General features: G+C 43.2%; 21 protein-coding genes and 1 tRNA gene. 12 read left to right on the top strand and 10 right to left on the bottom strand.

The annotated features are described in order from the left end of the window. Both ABWY16_RS07935 and ABWY16_RS07940 read left to right on the top strand, forming a co-directional pair. On the top strand, nucleotides 1-255 hold a 255-nt coding region (locus ABWY16_RS07935; RefSeq protein WP_353904110.1), incomplete at its 5' end, for an RNA recognition motif domain-containing protein. Nucleotides 256-375: 120 nt separating this feature from the next. Beyond that, nucleotides 376-1,074 carry a lysoplasmalogenase gene (locus ABWY16_RS07940; RefSeq protein ID WP_353904111.1) on the top strand — a complete coding sequence of 233 codons (699 nt, stop codon included), beginning with the start codon at nucleotides 376-378 and terminating at the stop codon, nucleotides 1,072-1,074. A gap of 2 nt (nucleotides 1,075-1,076) precedes the next feature. Here ABWY16_RS07940 and ABWY16_RS07945 read toward each other — a convergent pair whose 3' ends face one another. Together ABWY16_RS07945 and topA are read right to left on the bottom strand one after the other, a co-directional pair. Further along, nucleotides 1,077-1,481 carry a hypothetical protein gene (locus tag ABWY16_RS07945; RefSeq protein ID WP_353904112.1) on the bottom strand — a complete coding sequence of 135 codons (405 nt, stop codon included), beginning with the start codon at nucleotides 1,479-1,481 and terminating at the stop codon, nucleotides 1,077-1,079. A 3-nt stretch (nucleotides 1,482-1,484) separates the two neighbouring features. Beyond that, nucleotides 1,485-4,082 (bottom strand): type I DNA topoisomerase, encoded by a 2,598-nt coding sequence (gene topA / locus ABWY16_RS07950; protein WP_353904113.1) that lies wholly within the window; start codon nucleotides 4,080-4,082, stop codon nucleotides 1,485-1,487. Between the two features lie 227 nt (nucleotides 4,083-4,309). Here topA and ABWY16_RS07955 point away from each other — a divergent pair, with 227 nt between their 5' ends. Next, a complete protein-coding gene (locus ABWY16_RS07955; RefSeq protein WP_353904114.1) occupies nucleotides 4,310-4,828 on the top strand; it encodes a glutathione peroxidase in 519 nt (172 codons plus the stop codon). A 116-nt stretch (nucleotides 4,829-4,944) separates the two neighbouring features. Here ABWY16_RS07955 and mnmA read toward each other — a convergent pair whose 3' ends face one another. Further along, complete coding sequence (gene mnmA / locus ABWY16_RS07960) at nucleotides 4,945-6,036, bottom strand: tRNA 2-thiouridine(34) synthase MnmA (RefSeq protein ID WP_142530326.1); 1,092 nt, start codon at nucleotides 6,034-6,036, stop codon at nucleotides 4,945-4,947. A 169-nt stretch (nucleotides 6,037-6,205) separates the two neighbouring features. Between mnmA and ABWY16_RS07965 the strand changes: the two genes are divergently transcribed. The 4 genes from ABWY16_RS07965 to ABWY16_RS07980 all read left to right on the top strand — a co-directional run bounded on the left by ABWY16_RS07965 (nucleotide 6,206) and on the right by ABWY16_RS07980 (nucleotide 10,517). Beyond that, nucleotides 6,206-8,488 carry a GH92 family glycosyl hydrolase gene (locus ABWY16_RS07965; protein ID WP_353904115.1) on the top strand — a complete coding sequence of 761 codons (2,283 nt, stop codon included), beginning with the start codon at nucleotides 6,206-6,208 and terminating at the stop codon, nucleotides 8,486-8,488. Between the two features lie 111 nt (nucleotides 8,489-8,599). Beyond that, nucleotides 8,600-8,675, top strand: a tRNA-Lys gene (locus ABWY16_RS07970). Between the two features lie 79 nt (nucleotides 8,676-8,754). Further along, nucleotides 8,755-9,885 (top strand): DEAD/DEAH box helicase, encoded by a 1,131-nt coding sequence (locus ABWY16_RS07975; RefSeq protein WP_353904116.1) that lies wholly within the window; start codon nucleotides 8,755-8,757, stop codon nucleotides 9,883-9,885. Nucleotides 9,886-9,956: 71 nt separating this feature from the next. After that, nucleotides 9,957-10,517: a DUF4256 domain-containing protein gene (locus ABWY16_RS07980; protein ID WP_353904117.1), complete on the top strand. Its 561-nt coding sequence runs from the start codon at nucleotides 9,957-9,959 to the stop codon at nucleotides 10,515-10,517. Between the two features lie 34 nt (nucleotides 10,518-10,551). Here the strand turns inward: ABWY16_RS07980 and msrA are convergent, their stop codons facing one another. Both msrA and ABWY16_RS07990 read right to left on the bottom strand, forming a co-directional pair. Beyond that, nucleotides 10,552-11,043, bottom strand: a complete 492-nt coding sequence (gene msrA, locus ABWY16_RS07985; protein WP_353904118.1) for a peptide-methionine (S)-S-oxide reductase MsrA — start codon at nucleotides 11,041-11,043, stop codon at nucleotides 10,552-10,554. Between the two features lie 92 nt (nucleotides 11,044-11,135). Continuing rightward, nucleotides 11,136-12,398, bottom strand: coding sequence for a metal-dependent hydrolase family protein (locus tag ABWY16_RS07990; protein ID WP_353904119.1), 1,263 nt, complete (start codon nucleotides 12,396-12,398; stop codon nucleotides 11,136-11,138). A gap of 126 nt (nucleotides 12,399-12,524) precedes the next feature. On the opposite strand from ABWY16_RS07990, the gene ABWY16_RS07995 reads away from it, so the two are divergent. Both ABWY16_RS07995 and ABWY16_RS08000 read left to right on the top strand, forming a co-directional pair. Further along, nucleotides 12,525-12,779 carry a hypothetical protein gene (locus ABWY16_RS07995; protein WP_353904120.1) on the top strand — a complete coding sequence of 85 codons (255 nt, stop codon included), beginning with the start codon at nucleotides 12,525-12,527 and terminating at the stop codon, nucleotides 12,777-12,779. Nucleotides 12,780-12,974: 195 nt separating this feature from the next. Continuing rightward, complete coding sequence (locus ABWY16_RS08000; RefSeq protein WP_353904121.1) at nucleotides 12,975-13,739, top strand: EcsC family protein; 765 nt, start codon at nucleotides 12,975-12,977, stop codon at nucleotides 13,737-13,739. A 16-nt stretch (nucleotides 13,740-13,755) separates the two neighbouring features. Here the strand turns inward: ABWY16_RS08000 and ABWY16_RS08005 are convergent, their stop codons facing one another. The 3 genes from ABWY16_RS08005 to ABWY16_RS08015 all read right to left on the bottom strand — a co-directional run bounded on the left by ABWY16_RS08005 (nucleotide 13,756) and on the right by ABWY16_RS08015 (nucleotide 17,170). Beyond that, nucleotides 13,756-16,233 carry a zinc-dependent metalloprotease gene (locus ABWY16_RS08005; RefSeq protein ID WP_353904122.1) on the bottom strand — a complete coding sequence of 826 codons (2,478 nt, stop codon included), beginning with the start codon at nucleotides 16,231-16,233 and terminating at the stop codon, nucleotides 13,756-13,758. A gap of 137 nt (nucleotides 16,234-16,370) precedes the next feature. Further along, nucleotides 16,371-16,706, bottom strand: a complete 336-nt coding sequence (locus tag ABWY16_RS08010; RefSeq protein ID WP_353904123.1) for a cupin domain-containing protein — start codon at nucleotides 16,704-16,706, stop codon at nucleotides 16,371-16,373. A gap of 11 nt (nucleotides 16,707-16,717) precedes the next feature. After that, entirely contained in the window at nucleotides 16,718-17,170 is a 453-nt protein-coding gene (locus ABWY16_RS08015; protein WP_353904124.1) for a GNAT family N-acetyltransferase, read from the bottom strand. Between the two features lie 91 nt (nucleotides 17,171-17,261). On the opposite strand from ABWY16_RS08015, the gene ABWY16_RS08020 reads away from it, so the two are divergent. The 3 genes from ABWY16_RS08020 to ABWY16_RS08030 all read left to right on the top strand — a co-directional run bounded on the left by ABWY16_RS08020 (nucleotide 17,262) and on the right by ABWY16_RS08030 (nucleotide 18,566). Next, nucleotides 17,262-17,633, top strand: coding sequence for a chorismate mutase (locus tag ABWY16_RS08020; RefSeq protein WP_353904125.1), 372 nt, complete (start codon nucleotides 17,262-17,264; stop codon nucleotides 17,631-17,633). 115 nt (nucleotides 17,634-17,748) lie between these two features. Then, the gene (locus ABWY16_RS08025) at nucleotides 17,749-18,234 is read left to right on the top strand and encodes a Panacea domain-containing protein (protein WP_353904126.1); all 486 of its coding nucleotides are present in this window, start codon (nucleotides 17,749-17,751) and stop codon (nucleotides 18,232-18,234) included. Continuing rightward, on the top strand, nucleotides 18,234-18,566 hold the full coding sequence (locus ABWY16_RS08030) for a hypothetical protein (protein WP_353904127.1): 333 nt from the start codon (nucleotides 18,234-18,236) through the stop codon (nucleotides 18,564-18,566). Before ABWY16_RS08025 ends, ABWY16_RS08030 begins: the two co-directional genes overlap by 1 nt. A gap of 11 nt (nucleotides 18,567-18,577) precedes the next feature. Here ABWY16_RS08030 and ABWY16_RS08035 read toward each other — a convergent pair whose 3' ends face one another. Together ABWY16_RS08035 and ABWY16_RS08040 are read right to left on the bottom strand one after the other, a co-directional pair. Continuing rightward, the gene (locus ABWY16_RS08035; RefSeq protein WP_353904128.1) at nucleotides 18,578-19,144 is read right to left on the bottom strand and encodes an RNA polymerase sigma factor; all 567 of its coding nucleotides are present in this window, start codon (nucleotides 19,142-19,144) and stop codon (nucleotides 18,578-18,580) included. 209 nt (nucleotides 19,145-19,353) lie between these two features. Then, nucleotides 19,354-20,805: protein-disulfide reductase DsbD family protein (locus ABWY16_RS08040; RefSeq protein WP_353904129.1), on the bottom strand; the 1,452-nt coding region annotated here is incomplete at its 5' end.

Genomic DNA, 20,805 nt, shown 5'->3' on the forward strand with positions numbered 1-20,805 from the left:
TTCGGCGATTTCGGTCAGGTAAAATCACTTAGAATTATCAAAGATCGTGAAACTGGTCAGAGTCGTGGTTTTGGTTTCGTAGAGATGCCAGTAGACGAAGAGGCTAAGGAAGCGATCAAGAGAATGAACGGTGGTGACTACAATGGTAACCGGATCAAAGTTGCTGAAGCACAGGAAAAACCAGGTACTGGTGGCGGAAACGCTGGCGGTGGCGGTTTTAAACGCAACAACAACAACAGGGAAAGAAGCTATTAATCAGCTTTTCCTACCGATTGAATTTTCTATCATCACATAGAGAACAAGGGATTCTTTCATAAAAAAATTCCTTGTTCTTATTTCGTTCTGATGATAACATTGTACTATAGCTAAGTTTTTATGCTGAAAAAATATCCGGTATTTAAACTGGCTTATGCACTGGTTTTCATCTTTGTACTGGCGGCTGAGTACTGGCACTGGTCAAAATTGAATTTCGCTGTCAAGCCCTGCATCTCCCTGGTACTGCTCATGTTTCTTTGTTTATCTACAAAGCTGAAGGGACGTTTCCACCAAAGATTATTTTCAGGTCTCGTGTTTGCCTTAACCGGAGATACACTGCTGATGCTGATGGATTATAATCCTTCATGGTTCCTTTACGGACTCATTGCTTTCCTGATCTGTCATATTTTTTATATCAGTGCATTTTACCTGGATTTTCTTTCGGCAAAAGAGCTGGATAAGAAGGGGGCGAGAATTGGTATAGCGGCTTGTGCCCTTGTTTTTACCTCATTTTACCTATACCTAAGGCCGCATCTGCCTTTATTGAAGCTGCCTGTGCTTGTCAGCATTTTTATTGGGGCATTGCTCGTCATGATGTCAATCTTCAGGAATCAGCGTGTTAATCAACTCAGCTTCAGATTGGTATTTGCAGGAGTGCTTTGTTTTATTCTGACTGATGGTTTGATGGCACAGGTACATTTTGTAATGCCGTTTGCGCATGCAGACATGCTGATCAGCGCTGCATATATGATTGCGCAGGGGCTGATTATTGCCGGGGGGGTAGAAAGAAAACTCCTCCATACCCAAACCCCGTTATAAATTTATTTGATCATCACCCCGGGTTTATTGACGAGAGGGATCCTGATCAGGTTTTCATCTACAATACTTTCCGGCAGAAAGATAAATTTCTTATCGTAGATTGTTCCGTTGATATAATAACTTAACCAGTATTCGTTAGTCAGGCCAAATACTTCAGTGTCAATGGCCTCTACACCTTTGAAGGAATTTGCGGGGAGATCTCCAAGAAAGTGGCGCAGCACCGAAGTTTTAACCATTCTGCCATCTTTTTCACCATATCCCTTTGAACTGATCAATACATTATCAATTTGTATATCCTTCAGGTTGACAAGGTAGACGGTCCAGTTTTTAACTTCAGGTGTTTCACTCATCAGGACCACTGCCATGGCCATGTCTTCAACAATATTTTCAGGCAGATCCTTTTTCATAATTTATTTCTTTTTGGCAACCGCTTTCTTTTTGGCAGGCGCCTTTTTAGCTGCAGCTTTAGTTCCCGCAACTTTGGTACCATTCGCAGCTTTCTTTTTTGCTTTGGGCTCAAAGGCATTCGGTACCTGCTCCACAATTAATTTTTTCACGTCATCCAGTGAAAGCACAGTCAGTTCTTCCGGGGTGTATTTTTCATTGGTAGCCGGGTTTCTTCCCAGTTTCAGCATGTCTTTGCCAAAACGTATGAAGGCTCCCCATCTTCCGTTTTCGATAGCAATTTTCTCTTCAGGCCACTGCTGTATAAAACGGTTGGATTCTTTTTCTACTTTTTTAGCAATCAGTTCCCTGATGTCGTTGTCAGACAGGTTATCAAAATTGTATGCTTTAGGCACGTTGATAAACAAATCGTTCCATTTGATAAAAGGTCCGAAACGCCCTGTACCCTTAGTTACAGGGAGGCCATCATAATGTGCAACAGGCGCATCTGCAGTAATTTTTTCGTTGATGATTGCTTCAGCACGGACCTGGTCTACCGAAAGCGGATCTTCGTTCTTGGGAATTGAAATATAAGCTTCGCCCCATTTAACATAAGGCCCGAAACGGCCTACGCCAACAGAAACTTCCTTATCCTGAAAGTGCTCCAGATGAAAAGGCAATCTGAATTGCTCCAGTGCATCTTCAAGGGTTACTGTTCCTACAGACTGGGATTTCATTAAACTGGCATACTTGGGTTTTTCTTCGTCATCTACCTGACCAATCTGTACCAAAGGACCGAATTTACCGACTTTCGCATATACATTTCTGCCTGTAGCAGGATCCACTCCCAAAAGACGCTCGCCATTTGCCCTGTCAGCTGTCTCAGTAGTCACTTCAACTTCCTTATGGAAGGGAGTATAAAAGGCATGCAGCATTTTAGTCCAGTTCTGTAAACCCTGTGCAATCTCATCAAATTCTTTCTCTACGTTAGCCGTAAAGTTAAAATCTACTATACCTTTGAAGTGTTCTACCAGGAAGTCGTTTACTACTTCGCCGATATCAGTAGGGAAGAGCTTGGCTTTTTCTGCACCGGTAATTTCCATTTTGGTAGCCTTAGTCACTTTTCCGTCCTCCAGCACTATAGACCCGAAAGAACGGTTACGTCCGTCACGGTCTTCTTTTACCACATATCCACGATTCTGGATCGTTGAGATAGTTGGAGCATAGGTTGATGGACGTCCAATTCCCAGTTCTTCAAGTTTCTTCACCAGGCTTGCCTCAGTATATCTTGCCGGCGGACGTGAGAATCGTTCCGTGGCATTCATTACCCTGAGCAATAGCTCCTGTCCGTTACTCAGCGGCGGAAGTATATTCTCATTATCACTATCTTCTGTTTCTTCATCATCACTGGATTCCAGGTATACCTTAAGGAAACCATCGAACTTCATCACTTCCCCTTCAGCTACAAAATGTTCTGAGCGGGAACTAACAGCAATATGGGCAGTTGTCTTTTCGAAAAGCGCTTCGCTCATCTGGGATGCGATTGCGCGTTTCCAGATCAGCTCATACAGGCGCTGCTCCGAACTATCTCCTGTTACGGTATGCTGATCAAAGTAGGTAGGTCTGATGGCCTCATGCGCTTCCTGAGCCCCTGCGGATTTAGTCTTATATGTTCTTGGCTGATGATATTTCTGACCATAGGCAGAATTGATTTCATTGGCAGCTGCAGTCAATGCAGTTTCAGATAAATTAACAGAGTCAGTTCTCATGTAAGTGATTTTTCCACTTTCATACAGGCGCTGTGCAACCTGCATTGTCCTTGATACAGGGAAACCAAGTTTTCTTGATGCTTCCTGCTGTAGGGTAGAAGTAGTAAATGGAGCTGCAGGATTACGCTTTGCAGGTTTAGTTTCGAGGCTGCTGATCCTGAAGCTGGCATTTATACAGTCGTTAAGAAATTTCTCAGCGTCATCTTCCTTTTCAAAACGCTGTGGCAATTCGGCTTTAACGATCTCTTTACCTTTGCCTGTACTGAAACGGGCTGTGATTTTGAAGGCCGCAGCTGCATTGAACTTATTTACCTCGCGTTCTCTGTCTACAATTAACCTTACTGCTACTGACTGAACACGTCCGGCGGACAGTGAAGGTTTAACCTTTTTCCACAATACCGGAGAAAGTTCAAATCCCACCAGGCGGTCAAGCACGCGTCTTGCCTGCTGTGCATTTACCAGGTTATAATCTATTGTTCTCGGAGATTCAATCGCTTTTAATATTGCAGGCTTTGTGATCTCATGAAAAACTATACGTTTAGTCTTGTTTTCTTTTAAACCCAGTGTCTCGTAAAGGTGCCATGAAATAGCTTCCCCCTCACGGTCCTCATCGGACGCTAACCATACCATTTCGGCTTCCTTAGCTAATTTTTTAAGTTCCGCTACGACTTGCTTTTTATCAGCAGGCACCTCATAGGTTTGGGCAAAGTCATTCGCAGTATCAATTCCCATATCTCCCTTAACCAGGTCACGGATATGACCATAGCTGGATTTAACAAGAAAATCTTTACCCAAATACCCTTCTATTGTTTTTGCTTTCGCCGGTGATTCAACTATTAATAAATTTTTGGCCATTCAGAACGTTTTTCTGCAAATAAAACTATAAATAAGGCTATAATCCAAATTCTATTGAGAATAAATATGAAAAAGGGTCATTTGACCATTTAAAAAATTTGAGTATCATTCAAAACCAAAGGCTCTATTCGTTATCAAATTGGCGGCTAAATAATAAGTTTACTATATTATTATATATGTATAAATTTTTTGTACATATATTCGTTTTACCAATAATTTAAAAAACCATGAACCTATTAATTATCTTATTCAGTCTATTGTTTACCCCACCGGCACCCCCGACCAGTATTTACGATTTCAGCTTTAAAACTATTGATGGTAAAGAAGTTAAGTTATCGAAATTTAAGGGTAAAAAAATTCTTATCGTAAACACAGCTTCTAAATGCGGTTATACCCCACAGTATGAAGACCTGGAAAAATTGCACAAGCAATATGGCAATGATGTAGTCCTGATCGGCTTCCCGGCAGGTAACTTTGGCGGACAGGAGCTGGCTACGAACACAGAGATCCAGGATTTTTGCAAAAAGAATTTCGGGGTTACTTTTTTGTTGAGTGAAAAAGTGAGTGTGAAAGGAAATGACATTAATCCGATCTTCAAATATCTGACTACTGCCACAAATCCTGATTTCACCGGCGACATCAACTGGAACTTTGAAAAGTTTCTGATCAACGAAAAAGGCCAGCTGGTTCACCGCTTCCGCTCGAAAGTGGTACCAATGAGCCAGGAGATTACTAAGAACCTGTAAAAAGTACATTGCCAGCCTTAAGGGGGGCAATAAAAAAATCCGATTCTGGAATATATTAAAAAGCGTTAAGCTTCTAAATATATTCCGGAATCGGATTTTTCTTTTATTCTGAATCCTTAGATCAGGAACCCTCCGCCCAGAAGGTCATTTCCTTCATAGAACACGGCCGACTGACCAGGTGCAATTGCGGATACATTGTGATCAAACACCACACGCATCTTATCTTTTTCCTGCACGATAGTACTTAACATTCCTGCATCCTTGTAGCGGATTTTTGTGATCACATTGTCCATTGGTTCTGTAATGCTGTCATATTTGATCAGATTCAGATTACGTACCATTGCCTCGCCTCTTTCCAGTTCTTCTGCTCTGCCAAGCATTACAGTGTTGCTTTCCGGAAGTATTTGCGTAACGAACATCGGTTCACCGAAAGCGATACCTAATCCTTTACGCTGGCCAATGGTATAAAACGGATACCCCTTGTGCTGTCCTACAATCATACCGTCACTGGTGATAAAGTTACCGCCCGCAACACGCTCTTCCAGATTTTCAACTTTATGTTTCAGGAAAGAGCGGTAATCATTCTCGGGAACAAAACAGATCTCATAACTTTCACTTTTCTTTGCCAGTTCTTCCTGTCCCATGTCCATCGCCATTTGTCTGATCTCTGATTTCGCAAAAGAGCCCAGAGGAAATTGGGTACGTGCCAGGTTTTCCTGAGAAACACCCCAAAGCACATATGACTGATCTTTATTTTCGTCCAGGCCTTTAGAGATCACATGTCTGCCATTGGTATGTTGTCTGATATTTGCATAGTGCCCTGTCGCAATAAATTCGCAGTCCAGTTTATTGGCACGTTTAAGCAATGCTTCCCATTTGATATGGGTATTGCACAACACACATGGATTAGGCGTGCGGCCTGCCAGGTACTCATCTACGAAATTATCAATTACATAATCTCCAAATTCATCCCTGATATCCAGGATATAATGCGGAAAGCCATAGTTTACAGCTAAAGTACGGGCATCATTGATGCTGTCAAGGCTACAACAGCCTGTTTCCTTACTGCTGCTGCCGGAAGTTGCATAGTCCCAGGTCTTCATGGTTAAACCAATCACTTCATACCCCTGTTCGTGTAACATCACTGCCGCAACTGAACTATCAACACCGCCACTCATGGCTACCAGAATTCTGCCCCTTTTACTCATTGTAATTTTATAAGGTGCAAAAATACTTATTTTTTGAAACATTATGTTTTGGAGTAGTCAGATACTTGTAAAAAGGATGATTTGTGTAACGACTAAATGATAAAATCCGCAGTTTAAACATAATGTAATATATTAGGGGCTTAAAACAATTTTACAAAACACAGGATAAATGAAGAGAAAATTAATTTGCAGTTTGCTATTTATTCCATTTGTTACGCTGGCACAGCAGGATCTGGCGAAATACGTAAGACCTATTATTGGCACACAAAAGATGGGGCATACTTATCCGGGTGCCACTGTTCCTTTTGGCTCTGTGCAGCTAAGTCCGGAAACAGATACGCTTTCATATGAGCAAAACGGTAAATATAATGGTGATGTATATAAGTATTGTGCAGGTTACAAATATGAGGACAATACTATTGTCGGTTTTAGCCATACCCATCTGAGTGGTACCGGGCATTCTGACCTGGGTGATTTCCTGCTGATGCCAACCCAGGGCACACTGCAGCTGAATCCCGGAACAGCTGCTGATCCAAAAAGTGGCTTCAGATCTGCATTTTCACATCAGAACGAAACTGCAGAAGCGGGATATTATAAAGTGAAACTGGATGATGATCACATCACCGCCGAATTAACGGCTTCTCAAAGAGTGGGTATGCACCAGTATACTTTTCCAAAATCAGATGAGTCGCATGTCATTCTCGACCTGATGGCGGGCATTTATAACTATTCTGATAAAAATGTGTGGACGTATGTGCGTGTAGTAAATGACAGCCTGATCACCGGCTACCGCCAGACAAATGGCTGGGCAAGGACCAGGACAGTATATTTCGCCATGTCGTTCTCCAGGCCTTTTAAATCTTACGGTGCAAAGAATTTTGACCGCAAACAGGTTTATCGCGGTTTCTGGGGTAAGTTTGATCAAACAAAAAATTTCCCTGAGCTCGCGGGAAAACAGTTGAGGATGTATTTCAATTTTGCTACTGCGGAACAGGAGAAAGTAAAGATCAAGTTTGCAATTTCACCGGTGAGCCAGGAGAATGCACTGGAAAATATGCGGGCAGAAATTCCGGGATGGGATTTTGATCAGGTGAGGAAACAGGCCAGAGGAGAGTGGAACAGGGAATTGAATAAAATCAAGGTGAATACTGCTGAAGATGATAAGGTGAATTTTTATACCGCCATGTACCATGCGTTTATTAACCCAACAATGTATAATGATGTGAACGGTGAGTATAAGGGACTGGACCAGGGCGTGCATACTGCTAAAGGTTTTACAAATTATACCACTTTTTCATTATGGGATACCTACAGGGCCCTGCATCCTTTTTTTAATATCATACAGCCATCGCGGAATAATGATATGGTGAAATCCATGATGGCCCATTATGACCAGAGTACACTGAAGATGTTGCCTGTATGGTCTAATTCAGCAAATGACAACTGGTGTATGAGTGGTTATCACAGCGTTTCTGTGGTAACGGACGCAATCATTAAAGGTGTGTACAACGGCGATGCCGAGGCAGCACTCCAGGCCTGTATTGTAACATCCAACCACAGGGATTATGATGGGATTGGTTATTATATCGATAAAGGCTTTATCCCGGCAGAAAAAAGCGGAACATCAATTTCAAATACTTTGGAATACGCTTATGATGACTGGTGTATTGCTCAGTTAGCGAAAAAATTAAACAAACAGGATATTTATCAGGAATATATGAAACGTTCCGGTAACTGGCGGAACAACTTTGATCCGTCAACAGGCTTTATGCGTGCGAAGATGGCTGATGGTACTTTTCAGAAAAAATTTGATATCATGAGTACACATGATCAGGGTTTTATTGAAGGTAACTCCTGGAATTACAGTTTTTTTGTACCTCAGGATCCGGCTTCACTGATTGAGCATATGGGCGGTAAAAAGAAATTTGCAAGTCGCCTGGATACCTTATTTACCATGCACCTGCCTGATGAGTTTTTTGCGGAAACTGAAGATATCACACGTGAAGGCATCATTGGCGGATATGTACATGGGAATGAACCCGCTCATCACGTTGCTTATCTTTACAACTGGGCAGGGCAGCCTTCAAAAACCCAATCCCGTGTAAGGATGATCCTCAAAATGCAGTATAAGAACGCGCCTGACGGCCTTGGTGGCAATGATGATTGCGGGCAGATGAGTGCCTGGTACATATTCTCCTCACTGGGGTTTTATCCTGTAGCGCCCGGCTCTGATGAGTATTCGCTGGGGAGTCCTGCAGTGAAAGCTGCAGTTATCACATTGGAGAATGGGAAAACGTTTACCGTGGATGCGATTAACCAGAGTGCTAAAAATGTCTATGTGGAAAAGATATTATTAAACGGTACACCGGTAACCAATCAGACAATTAAACATTCTGATATCACCAATGGTGGGAAGCTTACTTTTTATATGAGCAGTAAACCTTCCAAATAAAATAATTCTGTTGAAAAACAGCCTGTTGAGGGATTCAATGCATTTTATTTGTCTAATGATTTGCATCTAAAATTTTAATTTCTACCTTTGCAGTCCTTCAAAAAGGGTATTGATTCCGTAGCTCAGCTGGTAGAGCATTACACTTTTAATGTAGTGGTCCTGGGTTCGAATCCCAGCGGGATCACCAGATACAAAATCAAAACGTTTAAACCCCTGCAAACATCATGTTTGCAGGGGTTTTTTCTTATTTTTACAAAAAACATATTATGCCTTTTACGTCCTTAGGTTTGTCCGATGCATTATTAAAAGCATTGGAAGAGCAGCATTTTACCACTCCCACAGCCATACAAATCAGCGCTATACCTGCGATTTTAAATAAAAAGGACGTTTTGGGCATAGCTAAAACCGGTACAGGTAAAACTGCCAGTTACGTTTTGCCTGTTCTGATGAACCTGCAGCAGGAGCAAACAATTAACAACCGCCATGCAGACGTTCTGGTATTGGTGCCAACCCGGGAACTGGCTGAGCAGGTGAAAAATGTATTTCAGGTTTTCGCACGGGCACTGCCGGAAAGATTTAAGACGCTGGCTGTATATGGAGGCGTTTCAATCAATCCACAGATGATGGCTCTACAGGGTGTAAATATACTCGTTGCCACACCAGGCAGGCTTTTGGAATTGGTGGACTCCAATGCAGTTGATCTTTCTGCGATTAAAACATTAGTGCTGGATGAAGCTGACAAACTTTTGAACCTGGGATTTAAGGAAGAACTGGACAAGGTGATTTCCTTTTTACCTCAGGAGCGTCAGAATATTCTTTTTTCTGCCACCCTGAGCAATGATCTCAAAAACATTGAACAGATCCTGCTTCAGGATCCGGTAATTATCGAGGTAGAAGAAGAGAAGACAGACCTCGACTTGATCAATCAGGTCGCTTACATAGTTTCTGATGCAGAAAAAGGACCCTTTTTACGTCAGCTGATTAAACATCACGAAATGAAGCAAGTCCTGGTATTTGCCTCTTCAGTTGCTACAGCGGATGCTGTTGTCAATAAACTTCGTAAAAACAGTTTTAATGCCAGTGCTATTCACAGCAAAAAAAGCCAGGGGGCGAGGACCGACACCCTGCATCACTTTAAATCAGGAAGCCTCCGGATATTGGTAGCAACAGATTTAATGGCGAGGGGGATTGATATTATTGATCTTCCTTTTGTGATCAATTACGAATTGCCACGCTCTCCAAAAGACTATATCCACCGTATTGGCAGAACAGGCCGTGCCGGTAGTGCAGGAGCAGCCATATCATTGGTTAGTCAGAATGAACTGCATCATTTTGAGGTCATACAAAAGAAAATGGGTAAAACTGTAAATTTAATTGACGGAAAAAACCTGCTGTAAATACATACTGCGGCTCAAACTTTTGAATTCTATTTCTTAATTTTATCATTAACCAAATAAGATACTGAGCTATGGGTAAAAAAGAATTAGCAGCGCTGGAAACTGAAGAACTGTTAGCGACATTGCAACTGCGCTTTCAAAATAACATGCAGCGTCACGAAGGCATAGTATGGGATACAGTGCAGGCCAGACTGCGAGCCAATCCGGCAAAGCTGTGGTCACTCCATGAGATGGAGAGAACGGGCGGAGAACCGGATGTAGTTAGTCATGAGGAAAACACAGGTGAATTCGTTTTTTATGATTGTTCAGCAGAAAGTCCCGCTGGCCGGAGAAGTTTGTGTTATGACCGTGCAGGACTGGAGTCAAGAAAAGAAAACAGACCAGAAAATACCGCTGTAGATCTGGCCGAAGCAATGGGAGTAGAGCTTTTGTCAGAAGAACAATACAGAAAGCTGCAACAACATGGAAAGTTTGATACAAAAACCTCAAGCTGGATAAAAGCACCTGCAGCGATCAGGAAACTTGGGGGAGGCCTTTTCTCTGAATTTCGCTACGGTCAGGTGTTTGTATACCATAACGGCGCACAATCTTATTACGCTGCACGGGGATTCAGAGGGGCTTTGGTTATATAAAAAAAAGCCCCTGCAATTTTGCAAGGGCTGATATTTAATTCAATGACCATTCAGGTCTTTCGAAATGGCAGGTATATCCATAAGGATTTTTCTGCAGGTAATCCTGGTGTTCCTGCTCAGCATTCCAGAAATCAGTTACCGGAACGACTTCCGTAACAATTGTTCCAGGCCACTTGCCAGAAGCTTCCATATCTGCAATTAATGTATTTGCAGTCTCTTGCTGGGTTTCATTCATATAGAAAATGGCAGAACGGTAGGAAGTACCTATATCGTTGCCCTGTCTGTTTTTTGTTGTAGGGTCATGGATCTGAAAGAAATATTCCAGAAGTCCACGATATGATAATATTTCAGGGTCAAATGTAATTTCAATAGCTTCGGCATGCGTTCCGTGATTGCGGTATGTTGCGTTTGGAACGTCACCACCGGTATAGCCAACTACTGTTGATAATACACCTGGATAATGACGGAACAACTCTTCCACGCCCCAAAAGCAACCGCCGGCTAAAATGGCTTTTTCAGTACTCATATCTTTCGTTTTTGTTTAGGTAAAGGTACGCCACTAAAATGGAAATGAAAACACTTTGTCAGGAAGAAAAATCATCAGATTCTAATAATAGATCATTTCCATTTCGCCACCTGGCCGTCTTTCATGACGAATTTAACCCTTGTTACTGCGTGTATATCAGCCGAAGGGTCGCCGTCCACCGCAATGATATCCGCCAGCATTCCTTTTCGTAACGTCCCAATCTGGTTGCCATATCCAAATACCCTTGCGTTTACAGATGTGGCAGAGCGCAAAACGTCCAAAGGTTTCATTCCGTAATCAACCATCAGCTCCATTTCACGGGCATTTGTGCCGTGAGAAAAAACACCCACATCACCGCCCATTAAAATGGTGACGCCATTGCTCAGGGCCGACTTGAAACTTTTTCTTTTGGCAATGATACGGGCTGGTTCCGGATCTGTACCTTTTTTCCAGCCTTTATATTGAAGTATTGCATCCCCGGCAGAAAGGGTGGGGCAAAATGCGACGTTCTTTGCTTTCATCAGTTTAAAGATCTCATCATCTCCACCTTCGCCATGTTCTATGGTCGAGATGCCGCCCATAATCGCCCTGCGCATACCTTCTTTAGTAGATGCATGGGCAACGGTTAAACGCCCGCTGCTATTGGCGATAGAACTGGCCAGGGCCATTTCTTCAATACTGAAGGTAGGAGCAGCTGCACCATCCATACCCCAGCGATAATCAGCGTACAGCTTGATCACGTCCGCACCTCTGCTGATCTGACGGTAAACCTCAGCGCTCATTTCCTGAAGTCCGGCTACTTCAGCTGCGCCCTGGGGCAAATCAAGATCCGCATTTTTATAGTTGGGACCATAGCTTCCTCTGGCCACAATTGCCCTGGTAGCAATGATCATCCTTGGGCCTTTGATAATTCCCTTGATAACTGCCTGTTTTAAACCAGCATCATCATATTGTGAGCCTTCTGTTCCAAGATCTCTTACGGTTGTAAAACCGGCCATCAGTGTAACCTGTGCATGCATTACAGCTCTTGCAGTCCTTTCAGCCCTGCTTTCTTTCAGAACCTGATCATCCCAGCTTACTTCATTGTATGGGTGCAGAAAAAGATGGGAGTGACCTTCTATTAAACCAGGTAATAAAGTCATGCCAGGCATATCTATTATTTTTGTGCCTTGCGGGAGTTTAAATGACATTTCACCAGCAGCTGTAATCTTATTTCCCTCTACCAGTATGACCCAGTCCCTATGCATGGATTCACCGTCAAATACCTGTGAGGGCTTTAATAAATACAACGAATCAGTTTGAGCGTAAGAGCAGAGACTAAACAGAACACCAGACAGGAGAATAAGGATTTTCATATCTGAAAGATAATAAAATTCCTACTGGTAACATTCATTAATAAACATGTGGCAATCTTCTGCCAGAAAATATTATCTTGCCCCGGTACCGCAGGCGGCAGTGTACGCTAAAAAACTATTCCGAAAATGCAATATATCTACGAAGATCAATACAAAGGTAAAGCCCGGAAATTACTGATCTTTCCGCCAAACGAGGGACAGGATTACAGGGTCTTTTGTCAGGGAAGTTTCCTTGGTTCGATCAGGCCTGTAACAGGCGGGGATGAGGCAGTAATCTGGAAAACAGAATACAATATACTTAAACCCATAGCAGGAAAGATAGGGGAGTTTATTGCCACCTCCCAGTCAGCATGTACACCAGAGCGCTATGACAACGCTTAAAATGCGCCACGACTGCGCTATTTATGTGTAGAACGTGTAGTCCCCGCGTATTTATAACCCTGCTATTGTGCTCTGAGGCCGAAACTGAGCCGAAAGTGCTATAAAGGCTCACTGATGGAGCGCAACAGAAACCAGTTTTAAATTCAATGAGAAGAAATCTCCAAATAGAGGCCTGGTTTTTGCTCATTTCAGGTCATGACTCCATACGAAGATCAGGCCTATATGCAGTTGCAGTTTTGGCAATTAAAAATGCTGAAAAAACCATCATTCACCGATAGGCTTTCTAAACGTGTGCAGGATAAAATCAATACTGTCATACCTGAAAAGGCTCATGAGGTTATTACCTCTACCATAGAGAATATGATTAAGGCGGTTTTATTTGGTGCAAAATATACCACAGCCAATTCTCCTGACGCCACCGCCCCGTTACAATTCCGCGAAACCCTTGTGAAGAAACAGATTGCCTTTTATCAAAAAACGGCAAGTATTGAAGGAGCTGTTACAGGTGCCGGCGGTATTTTACTTGGACTTGCAGATTTCCCTCTGTTGCTGAGCATCAAGCTTAAATTACTTTTTGACATTGCTTCACTTTATGGATATGACGTAAAAGATTACCGGGAAAGGCTTTACCTGCTCTATCTTTTTCAGCTTGCATTTTCAAGTCAGCATCACCGGAATGATGTTTACCAGCTGGTTTCAGGATGGCAGGGATTTAGCCAGTCACTGCCCGAGCATGTAGAAGAGTTTAACTGGAGGAAATTTCAGCAGGAATACCGTGATTATATTGATCTTTCAAAAATGGCGCAGCTGCTGCCTTTTATAGGTGCAGCGGTTGGGGCGATTGCCAATTATAAACTCATAGCACAGCTGGGTGATACGGCAATGAACGGATACAGAATGCGTAAACTAAGTCAGCTGACGATACTGGATACAAAAGGCACCCAGGGGCGCCTCTTGTAAGCAGCAGTACCAATGATCAGATTGGTGCGCCTGCCGGCATTGATTCTACCGGGGAAGGCTGAAACTTGTCGGGATTGCTTTCAAATTGTGAAATCTGCTGCAGGCCAAAAAGGAAGTCTCCTTTCAGTTCCAGATCGTTGCTGCCCGCTTCTGCGGCAAGCAGCCATTTTTTCAGCGAATTCACCTCTGCAAGCGCCTGTGCCCTCACATGATCCGGCGCTTCTGTATTAGCAGCAAGTGTCAGCAATTTTTTGAGCATGGTCATTTTTACCATTTTCTGCAGCTGGCCCCTGTAACCTGTTCCAGCAGGGGCTTTCCATGTTTGTTCAGTCAGTTTATCAATAACGGAAATCAATCCTGGCTGTGCGGCATCCCGTGAGTGGTATTCCACCAGTCTGGCAGCACGTTCCGGATCCAGAAGGTAAGATAAAGTAACACCCGCTATCGATTCAGCGGCCCCGATCGGATCAAATGTAACTCCTGTATAACCCTGGAAGTTTTCTTTGGTACGGGAATAACCTTCAGGATATGGAGCGAGCTGGCGGATGAGTTTCTCCGGCAGTGCCAGCGCTTCAGGACTGATGGTACTCATGAGTGCATCAAATGCTTTCCACTGCACTTTCGGGTCAATCAGCCGGGTAGGGGTTTGTCCATCCCCGCGAAGCGCGTATCTGAAATCGAGGCCTCCCAGGATATGAGCTGTAGCATCGATCTGATAGCGGTGCAACAGATAGACAGGCACAAGAACTTCCTCCATTGTAGCCATGGGCGCACCAAGGGGAATAGCCTTTTCTGAGAAATCTGCCAGGACTTTCTTACGTACTGCCATTAAACGGCTGAGTTCTGCGGAAGGATCATCGCCATTATCCCATTGTGCCGTTTGTGGGTGCACTGTAAGATCAAACATAAAGACCTGGTTTTCTCTAAGGGATTCCTGCATAATCTTTTCCAGACCAGCTTTTTCATCAGTGCCTTCGGGGAACTGGGCATAGGCCCATAGTACAGCACGCTTGTCCCAGCTGCCGATATTTTTTGCATAGGCATCCGAGATGTCTACTGTTCCATCAGCCTTCAGGGTTACCTTTGGAAAGGGATAGTCAGTTACAGAAGCCCTGTCGTTGACACTGGCAAGATGATTGTGATAAAAACCAAGTGTATGGGCGATCTCATGTGCCGATAGCTGCCTGATTCGTGCCAAAGCCATATCTACGGCCAGCTGAGGCGCATTTTTATCATTACCATAAATTTGAGTCAGCCCCTGAAAGATCAGAAAGTCCTGACGGTCACGCATGGATCCCAGCGAAACCTCACCTTTGATGATCTCACCGGTACGCGGGTCAAAAATCCCGACCCCATTCGAATATCCCCTTGTAGGGCGGTGTACCCAGTTTACTACACTGTAACGAATATCCATGGGGTCTGCACCTTCGGGCATTTCTTTCACCTGGAATGCATTTTTGAAACCCGCTGCTTCGAAAGCCTGGTTCCACCATGATCCGCCTTCTATCAATGCTTTTTTGATATCATCAGGTGCACCGCGGTCTACGTAATACACTATAGGTTTTACTACCTCGCTTAATGCCTGATCCGGGTTTTTCTTTTCCAGTCGCCAGCGTCTCACAAATTTCTTTACCAGTGGCTGGTCAAGCGGTGTTGCAAAATCAAAATAATCCATAGAGTTAAAGCCAGACCTGGGATCATATACCCTTGGTTTGTATTTGTTGTCGGGCAGTTCAATGAAGGACTGATGTGTCCTGATGCTGACAGATGAAGGATCTGGTGCCATTTGTGCCGCGCCTGGTCCTCCGCTGAAATAACTTCTTTCCGCTGCGCCGTTGCCGCTGAAAGTGAGCAGGGCTTCGAACTCAGTATTTTTCGGAAAGTTTTTCGTGTTCGGCATATACAATGATGATCTCGACTCATCTATACGGTAAGCGCCTCCTGCGGCTGCCGGACTTCTGCCGGCACCAGGAAAGAATGAAGCGGGGTTTTTACCGATCCTGTCTGCTACCTTGTGGCTGTCACGCATCAGAAAAGGCGTAATATCTATCAGGACTTTATCGCCCTCGATGGCTAAAGGCACAAATCCCCAGATGATTGACTGAGGGAAAGACTCTTCTACGAGTTTGGTTTCATATGGATTTTTACTGAGCGCACGGTAATCATAATTAGGCAGGGTAAGCATGACCTTATTTTCCATGCGGATGAATTTTGCAATCCTGTATCCGCCGATATTTCCCCTGTCACCAGCACCGCCGCCTCCTGCAGGCAGCGTATTTACATAAAGGAACTCCTTGTCAAGTTTGTCCACTTCCAGCAGGATCCGTGAACTTTTTTCATCATAATAAAAATTAAAGTAACCCTCGTATTTTTTTAATCCCTGGGTGGCGGAAGAAACAGATGTCGCAGGGGAATTTCCCTGAGATTTACTTTGTGCGATGGAAAGATTGCTCATAATTAGCAATCCCATCAGAAATGTGAGCGTTAATTTCATTTTTAGACGTTTCTGGTTAAGTTATTTTGTGATTTCGTCGGTAAGCTGACAGATAATCGTAAATATAACCAGTAATCGTATTAAAAAAATCGATTTAATGACCCCTTTTGTAACTTTAATGCTTAATATTGATAATTTTATAGGAAATCTTCACGGTGCGGACTAAATACATCCACTAAAATTCCTGCTTCCCTGCAAACTACTCCATGTATGGCATTAGGCGGCACGTAGAAACCATCGCCCTGCTGCAATAACTTATCTTCACCGGCGATAGTGGCTTCAAACACTCCGCTCTCCACGTAACTGATCTGCGTATGGTGGTGCTGATGCAAAACACCTATGGCACCTTTTTCGAATTTAACTTTCACCATCATGATCCGGTCGTCAAAACCGAATACCTGTCGCTGAATTCCCGCGCCCAGATCCTGCCAGTCAATGTCTGCAGAGATCTGAAATATATTACTTTGTAGCATAACCTGTTAAATTAATGGGCTGCCCTGATCATATGTACATGATCAATGCCATCCTCGTCATAAAAATCATTTTCACTTACAAAACCGAAAGACTCATAGAAGCTGGTCAGGTATACCTGGGCACCAATTTTTATGGCCTTATTTCCATAAAGGCGGATACAGTTTTCAATGGCCAGCTTTAACAGCTGTTTGCCAAAACCTTTTCCCCTGGCAGCTTTACTGCTTACCACCCTGCCAATGGAAGGCTGTTCAAAGGTAAGTCCGGCCGGGACAATTCTGGCATAGGCCATCAGGTCCTTGTTGTGGTATAACATCAGGTGCTGCGATCCCTGATCCTTATCATCCATATCAAGAAATATGCAGTTTTGCTCTACTACAAAAATCTCACTTCTCAACTTCAGTATAGCATATAGCTCCCTGGGTGTAAGCGATTCAAAAGGCTTACATAATTCAATAAATTCCATATTATAAAATTTAAAGGTACTCTTCTTATGGCAATAATTATGTGTAATTTTCGTATAAGAAGTGTTTAATTTTTGTTCAACTCAAAAATAAATGAAAAAATTTATTTATATTATTGCTCCTGTAATTATTTGTTGTTTAAATACTTATGCGCAATCTATCCCTGTGAAAAAAGAAGAAGCAAAAGATATGATCCTGGATATGCATCGTAAAAAGATTGATTCATTGGATCAGTCGCTGATTAAAATTCTGGGTGAACGAGAAAGAATAGTTAAAGAAATTGGTGTTTACAAGGCCAGTAAAAATATACCTGCCCTGCAGGCCTCGCGCTTTCAGCAGGTGCTTGACAGGGCTATTGCCGCAGGCAGGAAAGAAGGACTGTCGGAAGAATTTATTACAACCTTTCTGAATGCGCTCCATAGGGAAAGTCTGCGGATTGAAGAGGAGCTCATCACGAAAAAGTAGAGCAGCGCGTCATGTCCTGCATATTTAAAGCCCGAAAATTCCGGTATGTTTTTTGTTTTTAATTAACTAAATAAATTAGTATTTTTGTGTGAAACTGATCTTATAAAAGAAGCAAATGTCATATCCAGCTATAACAATCGCAAACGAACTGATCAAACTTTCTTTGTCGGAAGAAATTCCTGTTACACCAATGAAGCTGCAGAAAATGCTTTATCTGGCGAATGGAATTGCGTATAAACGTAAAGGTCAGAAACTTATAGATGAACGTTTCGAGGCATGGGATTACGGTCCGGTTATCGAAAGTGTATACCACGAGTTTAAGGAATATCGGGGAGATACCATACCCCAGCCAAAAAATGTTCCTGTACTGATGGCGGGCAGAACCCTGGTCAATTCTTCAGCAATCAGTGTAAACGACGAAGACCTGGCCATTATCAGGGAAGCCTGGGACAACGCTAAAAACCTGGATGGCCTGACATTGTCCAAATGGTCACATAACCTGAATTCCCCATGGGATAAAGCATTTCACGCGCAGCCCAGGTCTGTCTATATCTCTGATGAAGACATCAAAAATTATTTTGAAAACTTTATAAAAGAATAATGAGTATCGAAGATACAATTCTTGTTGATACCAATAATTCATCCCGGGAAGTAGAAGTGAGGGCGGTGGACGAAATGAGGGCAGAGGACATCAGGGCACAGCGGCTTCAGAATGATATCATGGAGCAGGATAAAAATGAAAGAAAGGACTATGCGACTGTACTTTTCACAGTGACAATTATCTGGTTGTTTCTGGTGCTTGGAATTTTCATCTCAGTTGGTAAGGGTGTTCTTGTTTACTCTGACAGTGTGATTATTACCCTGCTGACCACCACAACAGCCAACGTTTTGGGGCTGGTAGCCATTGTAGCAAATTATCTTTTCAAAAAATAGAACACTTTTAGCTATATCAGGGCCAGCAAAGCCATCAGTTTTTTCAGGAAAATCCGCAGGCTTTGAAAAGCGGTGATCAGTTGATTTTGCACAGTCTTTTGTGAGATGCCCAGTACTAAACTGATTTCCCTGGTACTAAAATCTTCAAGATATCTCAGCCTAAAGATCTCAGCACGCTTTTCTGGCTGCATAGACAACCATATCGCAATACAGCCCTTTATGTCCTTTATATTCAGTAATGAGTCCGCCTGCAGGTCTGACAGGGCAATATGTTCAAGAGGTTCTTCAAAATTGGGAAGCGATTTGGTTCTTCTGAAATCAGTGTATACCGCATAGCGAACTGCTATCAGGAGATAGTTCTCCAGGTGCGCTATTACCTTGCGCTCGCGCGAAACCCAGAGGTCAATAAAAATATCCTGAACCAATTCCTCCACGCGCTTAGTATCTTTTAATCGCTTGTAGGTTTCATTGTATAGTTTTCTCCAGTAACGTTCATAAATTTCACCGTAAGCGGCTTTGTCTCCACTTTTTATTGATAGCAGTAATTCCGAATCGCTTAACCTTGATAATGAGGCCATTTGACAACATATTTGGTTTAGGTGGGCATAAGTTATTACAATAATAAATAAATAATTACCAAAAAACAGGCAGGTTTTTATGGGTAACAGTATGCCTCCGGTGCTAAAAGCATTTAATGATTTGGATTGACATTATTTTTTTTATAAAAAAAATAAACCCCATTCCGGGAGGCGATCGGAACGGGGTTACAGTTTTACTATTTAATCTACTATTGTTGAAAGGCTTTTAATCCGGTTTTTAAAAAGGTGGTATAATTGAGCGGATCATAGTCGGCACCCTGTGGCTGTGCCAGCATTTCGCCAGTGCCTGAATGCAGCAATACATAAAAGGGCTGGGAGTTGGCCTGGAATTTTGAAGCCTGGAGCTCACTCCATTTTTTACCTATGGTACTAAGTACTTTACCACCTGGCGTAGTTATAATATCCTCCTTAGCCAGTTCTGTTTTGTCGTCTACATAGAGTTGTATCAGTACGTAATCCTGACTGATCAGTTTGTATACTTCTTTATCGGGCCATACATTGGCTTCCATCTTCCTGCAGTTTACACAGGCGTGCCCGGTGAAGTCAATCAGGACAGGTTTGTTAACTTTCTTTGCATAAGCCATACCTTCATCATAATCAAAGAATGCATCCAGTTTTAAGGGCGCATGAAAGATGTCTGCATATTTATGCGGGCCGGAAGATGCCGCAGCTTTTGCCTGGCCGGAGCTTTCATTACCCGGGATCAGTGTTGGTGTATAAAGATCAAAATCCTGTGTATCCTGTGGAGGCAGGAAGGCCGAGACAGCCTTCAGGGGGGCGCCCCATAATCCCGGGATCATGTATACCGTAAAAGCAAGAACTAAGATTGCCATGAATAATCTCGGTACGGACAGATACGGAAGCGGACTGTCGTGCGAGAATTTCAGTTTGCCAAGTAAATAAAGACCCATCAGCGCGAAAATCACAATCCACAGTACAAGGAAGATTTCTCTGTCAAACCATTCCCAGTGATAGGCAAGGTCAACATTGCTCAAAAACTTGAACGCAAAGGCCAGTTCCAGGAAGCCCAATACTACCTTAACACTGTTGAGCCATCCGCCTGATCTCGGTAATGCACTCAGGGCTGAAGGGAAAAGCGCAAACAATACAAATGGTATAGCAAGTGCAAGAGAGAAGCCGAACATTCCTGTCGCAGGGCCAAGCAGGGCACCGCTGGTGGCAGCCTGTACCAATAGGGTTCCGATTATGGGTCCCGTGCATGAGAATGAAACCAGCGCCAGTGTTCCGGCCATAAAGAACAGTCCTGCTATTCCGCCTTTATCCGAATTTGCATCCATTTTATTCACCCATGAGGAGGGAAGTGTAATTTCGAAAGCACCCAGGAAAGAAGTGGCGAAAGCAACCAGCATCAGGAAGAAAAAGAAGTTGAAGATGCCGTTGGTGGATAAGCTATTCAGCGCGTCTGCACCAAAAAGTACAGTAACCATCAAACCGAGCACCACGTAGATCAGGATAATAAAGAAGCCGTAAAGTGCTGCCCGTCCAAAGGCTTTTCCTTTCTCGCTTCCCTTGGTGAAAAAACTCACGGTTAGGGGAAGCATAGGGAAAATACAGGGCATCAGAATAGCGGCAAGTCCACCAACAAATCCAGTTATAAAGATGGCCCATAATGATTGCTG

The organism is Pedobacter sp. (assembly GCF_040513095.1).
GTDB lineage: Bacteria > Bacteroidota > Bacteroidia > Sphingobacteriales > Sphingobacteriaceae > Pedobacter.